Annotated in this window: 8 protein-coding genes; all 8 read left to right on the top strand. The window is 72.2% G+C overall.

Annotated elements, in window-relative coordinates; translation table 11 throughout:
- Positions 1-3: 3 nt before the first annotated feature.
- Entirely contained in the window at positions 4-135 is a 132-nt protein-coding gene (locus tag VGT06_10250) for a hypothetical protein (GenBank protein HEV8663504.1), read from the top strand.
- Complete coding sequence (locus VGT06_10255; protein HEV8663505.1) at positions 119-823, top strand: ABC transporter ATP-binding protein; 705 nt, start codon at positions 119-121, stop codon at positions 821-823. Before VGT06_10250 ends, VGT06_10255 begins: the two co-directional genes overlap by 17 nt.
- A 50-nt stretch (positions 824-873) precedes the next feature.
- On the top strand, positions 874-1638 hold the full coding sequence (locus VGT06_10260; protein HEV8663506.1) for a 5-oxoprolinase subunit PxpA: 765 nt from the start codon (positions 874-876) through the stop codon (positions 1636-1638).
- The gene (pxpB, locus tag VGT06_10265; GenBank protein HEV8663507.1) at positions 1631-2332 is read left to right on the top strand and encodes a 5-oxoprolinase subunit PxpB; all 702 of its coding nucleotides are present in this window, start codon (positions 1631-1633) and stop codon (positions 2330-2332) included. The genes VGT06_10260 and pxpB overlap by 8 nt, the downstream gene beginning before the upstream one ends.
- A complete protein-coding gene (locus VGT06_10270) occupies positions 2325-3650 on the top strand; it encodes a 5-oxoprolinase/urea amidolyase family protein (protein HEV8663508.1) in 1326 nt (441 codons plus the stop codon). The genes pxpB and VGT06_10270 overlap by 8 nt, the downstream gene beginning before the upstream one ends.
- A 54-nt stretch (positions 3651-3704) precedes the next feature.
- Entirely contained in the window at positions 3705-4124 is a 420-nt protein-coding gene (locus tag VGT06_10275; protein HEV8663509.1) for a hypothetical protein, read from the top strand.
- A 13-nt stretch (positions 4125-4137) separates the two neighbouring features.
- Positions 4138-5124, top strand: a complete 987-nt coding sequence (locus tag VGT06_10280) for a glutamate cyclase domain-containing protein (protein HEV8663510.1) — start codon at positions 4138-4140, stop codon at positions 5122-5124.
- A gap of 58 nt (positions 5125-5182) precedes the next feature.
- Positions 5183-5719: DUF4931 domain-containing protein (locus VGT06_10285; protein HEV8663511.1), on the top strand; the 537-nt coding region annotated here is incomplete at its 3' end.

Here is a 5719-nt window from a genome sequence, read left to right on the forward strand (position 1 = left end):
ATCATGGCCCTGGCCGACCGGATCGTGGCCCTGCACCTCGGCGAGGTGATCGCGGAGGGGCCGCCCGCGGAAGTGGTGCGGGACCGGCGGCTGATCGAGGCGTACCTGGGCGCGGCCTATGCTCGCGGTGCATGACCTGGAGGTCTTCTACGGGGACTTCCAGGTCCTCTGGGGGGTCTCGCTGGAGGTGCGGGAGGGGGAGATCGCCTGCCTCCTCGGCCCCAACGGCGCCGGGAAGAGCACGATCATCAATGCGGTCTCCGGCCTGGTCCGCCCTGCAGCCGGGCGCATCGAGTTCTGCGGGGAGCGGGTGGATCAGCTTCCGACCCACCAGATCGTGACCCGGGGGCTCTCTCATATCCTGGAGCGGCGGCGGGTCTTTCCCTACCTCAGCGTGGAGAAGAACCTCCATCTAGGCGCCTACCAGGAGCGGGCGCGCCCGGGCCGCGCGGAGAGCCTCGCCTGGGTCTATGACCTCTTCCCGCGCCTGCGGGAGCGGCGCCTCCAGTTGGCGCACAGCCTGAGCGGGGGGGAGCAGCAGATGCTGGCGATCGGCCGGGGACTCATGTCCCGCCCGAAGTTCCTGATGATTGACGAGCCCTTCCTCGGCCTGGGCCCCATGGTGGTGGCCGAGATCGTGGAGATCATCCGGAAGATCAATGCGGCCGGGGTGACGGTCCTCTTCATCGAGCAGAATGTCCAGCTCGCCCTGGGGATCTCCGATCGCGGGTTCGTCCTCGAGAGCGGGCGGATGGCCCTCGCGGGGCCGGCCGCGGAGCTGCTGGAATCGGAGCTGATCCGCAAAGTCTACTTGGGGATCTGAGCGGGCGGTGGGCCGGCGGCCGGTCGCCGCGCAGGGAGGCGTGGGGGACGATGCGCATTGACCTGAACAGCGACATGGGCGAGTCCTTTGGCCGCTACACGCTGGGCGAGGACGCCGAGATCATGCGGCACGTCACCTCGATCAACGTGGCCTGTGGCTGGCACGCCGGCGACCCCGCGGTCATGCGGAACACGGTGGCGGCGGCGAAGGCGGCCGGCGTCCGGGTGGGGGCCCACCCCTCCTACCCGGATCGCCTGGGCTTCGGCCGCCGGGAGATGGCCCTCACCCGCCAGGAGGCCCGCGACTACACGCTCTATCAGCTCGGCGCCTTGCACGCCTTCGCCACCGCCCAGGGGATGGCGCTCCAGCACGTGAAGGCGCACGGCGCCCTCTACAACGTCGCCGTGCGGGACCGGGAGATCGCCCTGGGGATCGCGGAGGCGATGGCCGAGTTCGACCGTCGCCTCATCATGGTGGGCCTGCCGGACTCCGAGCTGCTGCGGGCGGCCGCGGCGGTCGGCTTGCGGGTCGCTCGGGAGGCCTTCGCCGACCGGGCCTACAACGAGGACGGGACCCTTGTCTCCCGCAAGGTGCCGGGTGCCGTCATCCACGACGCCGAGGCCGTGGTCGCGCGGGTCCTCGCCATGGTCCAGGGGAGGGTGACCGCTGTCACGGGGAAGGTCATCCCGATCACCGTTGAGACCATCTGCCTGCACGGGGATACCCCGGGGGCGGCGGTGCTCGCCCGGAGTGTCCGGCAGGCCCTGGAGGCGGCTTCAGTCCAGGTTGTCCCCCTGGAGAATCTGGTTGCCTAGGTTCCTGCCGGCCGGCGACGCCGCCCTCACGGTCGAGTTCGGGAACCGGATCGCCCTCCCCCTGAACCGGAAGGTCCGGGCTCTTGCTCTCGCCATGGAGAAAGCGGCCCTCCCGGGCGTCATTGAAGTCGTCCCAACCTACCGCTCCCTGACCATCTACTACGACCCTCTCTCCTTCTCCCTGACCGACCTCCGCCTCAAGGTAGAGGACTTGCTCGAGCGGCTGGAAGAGATCCCCCTCCCGGCCTCCCGCCTCGTGACGATCCCGACGGTCTACGGGGGGGAGTACGGCCCGGACCTCGCCTTCGTGGCGCAGCACTGCGGCCTCACCGAGGAAGCCGTGATCCGCCTCCACACGCGCCCGACCTACCATGTCTACATGCTGGGGTTCACGGCCGGCTACGCCTACCTGGGGGGAATGCCGAAGCGCCTGACCACCCCCCGCCTCCCGTCCCCGCGCCTGCGTGTCCCGGCAGGCTCCGTGGGGATCGGCGGGAACCAGACCGGCGTGTACCCGGTCGAGAGCCCGGGGGGCTGGCGCCTCATCGGCCGCACCCCGCTCACCCTCTTCGACCCGAGCTGGGAGGTGCCGGTCCTCATCCAGCCCGGCGACCAGGTGAAGTTCGTGCGCATCGCCCCCGACGAGTTCGAGGCGCGCCGCGAGCGTGCTCGGCGCGGAGAGTCCGATGGGTGAGGTTTTTCGGGTGATTGATCCCGGCATCCTGACCACGGTCCAGGACCTGGGCCGGCCGGGCTACCAGAAGTTCGGGATCCCGGTCTCGGGCGCCCTCGACCCCGGGGCGCTCCGCCTGGCCAACGCCCTGGTGGGGAACCCACCGGACGCCGCCGCCCTCGAGGTCACGGGCGGGGGCCTGACCCTGGAGGCGATGGCGGAGTGCGTGGTGGCACTCGCCGGCGCGGAGGCCCCGACCGTCCGGGACGACACCCCCGTCCCGTGCTTCACCGCGCTCCGGCTGATGCCGGGCCAGCGGATCCGGCTCGATGCCCCCCGGGCCGGCCTGCGGGCGTACCTCGCCATGCACGGAGGAATCGAGGTCCCACCTGTCCTCGGGAGCCGGGCGACCTGCATCCGCCTCGGCTTCGGGGGCCTCGGCGGCCGTGCCCTGCGGGCCGGTGATGTCTTCGCGGCCGGACCGGTCACCGCGGACTTCGGCAGCCTCCGGGGCCGGCACCTTCCACCGTCTGGCCGTCCCCTCCTCACTCCCCCCTGGGCTATCCGGGTGGTCCCCGGCCCCCAGGATGACGCGTTCACGGAGGAGGCTCTCGAGACCTTCTTCGGGAGGTCCTACGAAGTCACGCCGGAGGCCGACCGGATGGGGATGCGCCTGACGGGCCCCCGCCTCGGTCATCGGGCGTCGGCCGACATTCTCTCCGACGCCATCCCCCTCGGGGCGGTCCAGGTTCCGGGAGGGGGGCAGCCCATCGTGCTCCTGGCCGACCGGCAGACGACGGGAGGGTACCCCAAGATCGCCACCGCCATCGGCGCGGACGTGCCGGCCCTGGCCCAGGCTCGCCCCGGGGACGCCGTCCGGTTCATCCGGATCACGGTGGAGGAGGCCCAGGCCGCCGCGCGGGAGGCGGCCGAGGCGCTCGCCCGTCTCGAGGCCGCCATCGCGGCCAGCGCCATCGAGCGGGAGTACACTGTCACACTGGAGGGGGAGGTCACCCGGGCGACGGTCCAGGCCGTGGAAGAGGGCTGGCTCGTGGCGGTGGGGGGGGAGCAGCACCTCGTCGGCCATTCCACGGAAGCGGGGAAGCGGGAAGCCGGGGCGGTCCTGAGCCCCCTGCCGGGACTGGTGGTCGCGGTGCACGTGCGCCAGGGCGAGGTGGTCCGGGCCGGGGCGCGCCTCCTGACGCTCTCGGCCATGAAGATGGAGCACGACCTGACCGCGCCGGCCGCCGGGACGGTGGTGGATCTCCGGGTCCGCCCGCAGCAGCGCGTCGCCGTCGGGGATCTCCTCCTGCGCCTCGAAGCCCCCCCGGATGCCTAGACACCCCCGCGCCCCCGGGCTATGATGAGAGGAAGGGCATCGTGGAGGGGGCTCATGGCATACCGCTGCCGCGCGCTGTTGCTCCTGGTTCTCGCGCTGCTGGGCACGGGCTGCGGCTGGGGGCGGTTCCCCAGCAGCGCCCCCGCCCCCGGCGTCCCCCGGGTGAGCAACCTGCGCGTGGTGCCGGAGGAGGCCAGGCCCGGGGAGTCGGGGGTCCTCGCCTTCGACTTCAACGACGCGGACGCCGACATCGTGGACGTGTACGTGGCGGTCAGCGAGGTGGCCGATTTCAGCATCTCCACGGGGTTCGAGCCGGTCCTGCTCAGCCGCCGCAAATACTTCGGCCAGGCCCTGGGGACGGCCCGGGAGACGCTCCGCTGGACGCGCGAAGGCCTGCACCTTTACGAGATCTTCGTGGTGGATGACCAGGGGCATGTGAGCAACAGGCTCTCCGCCCGGGTCATTATCCGCTGACCGGACCGACCACATGCCCTCCCTCCCCGCGCTCGAGGTCCTGGACGATCTCTGCCTCCGATCCCTCACCCTCCCGGGCCCCGAACGCCGCCTCCTGCTGCGGCTCCACGCCCTCGCCCGGCGCCACCAGGGGGGCCCCCTGGCGGGGCACGCCGCCGCCCTCCTCGCCCGGGTCCCGGAGGAGGCAGTGATTCTGCTGGCCACGGGAGCCGGGGCCCCCCCGCACCTGCCGCACGGGGAGACGGATGGCCCGCCCGGGGTGATCATCCTGGCCCAGGCGCTCCGCCGCCTGCGCCGGGCGAAGCCGGTCCTGCTGACGGAGGGCCGGATGGTCCGCCCCCTCGAGGCGGCTGCCCGGGCTGCCGGCCTGGAGGCCTCCGTGGAAGCTCTCCCCGAAGGCCCTCCCTCCCCCGGGGGGGCCGGCGCGCTGCTCGACCGCCACCGGCCGGCGGCGCTCGTGGCGGTGGAGAAACTGGGCGAGAACGAACGGGGGGTCATCCACGATATGCGCGGCGAGGATGTCGGGGCCTCGCATGCGTCCCTCGCCTCACTGGTGGCCGCCGCCAAGGAGGCCGGAGTCCTCACGGTGGCCATCGGGGATCGGGGGAATGAGGTCGGCTTCGGCCTGGTCGCCGGGTCCCTGCCACCGGCCGCCCTGCGCCGCCGCCGGTGCGCTTGCCCCTGCGGCAGCACCATCCTCTCGAGCGTGGCCACGGAGGCGCTGGTGGTGGCGGCCACCTCGAATTGGGGGGCCTTTGCCGTCGCGGCCGCCCTCGCCCTGCTGGCCGGTCGGGAGGATCTCCTGCCGGACCCGGCGGTGGAGGCGGCGGTCCGAGAGGCCTGCGTCGCCGCCGGGGCCCGGGACGGCATCACCCGGCAGGCTGCCCCCAGCGTGGACGGGACACCTCCGGAAGCCCAGGCGGCGATCCTGACCCTGCTCCGAGTTGCCGTTGCTATGGGGAGGCCCGCCAGGCGCCGCCGCCCCCGCCCAGACCGTTGACAACGGGAAGGCCCTCCGATACTGTGCGACGCGAGGTCCGCGGGAGGGACCGCGCACGATGCCCGAACTCAGGAAGGATCCGGTTACGTCCCGCTGGGTGATCATCTCCACGGAGCGGGGGAAGCGGCCCTCTGACTTCAGCGCCGAGGCCCCCCGCCGGCGGTCGGGGTTCTGTCCCTTCTGCCCCGGCAACGAGGACAAGACCCCGCCGGAGATCCTGGCCTACCGCCCCAACGGCGGCCCCCCGAACAGCGCCGGCTGGAACCTCCGGGTGGTCGCCAACAAGTTCCCGGCCCTGCAGATCGAGGGGGAGCTGAACCGGCAGGGGGAGGGGATCTACGACAAGATGAGCGGCCTCGGGGCCCACGAGGTGATCATCGAGACGCCGGAGCACGAGGCGACACTGGCCACCCTGCCGGAACAGCGGGTGGAAGACGTCCTCTGGGCCTTCCGGGACCGGATCGTGGACCTGAAGAAGGACCCCCGGTTCCAGTACATCCTGGTCTTCAAGAACCACGGGGAAGCCGCCGGCGCTTCGCTGGAGCATCCCCACTGTCAGCTCATCGCCACCCCCATCATCCCGAAGCGGGTCCGG

The organism is Candidatus Methylomirabilis sp. (assembly GCA_036000645.1).
Lineage (GTDB): Bacteria > Methylomirabilota > Methylomirabilia > Methylomirabilales > JACPAU01 > JACPAU01.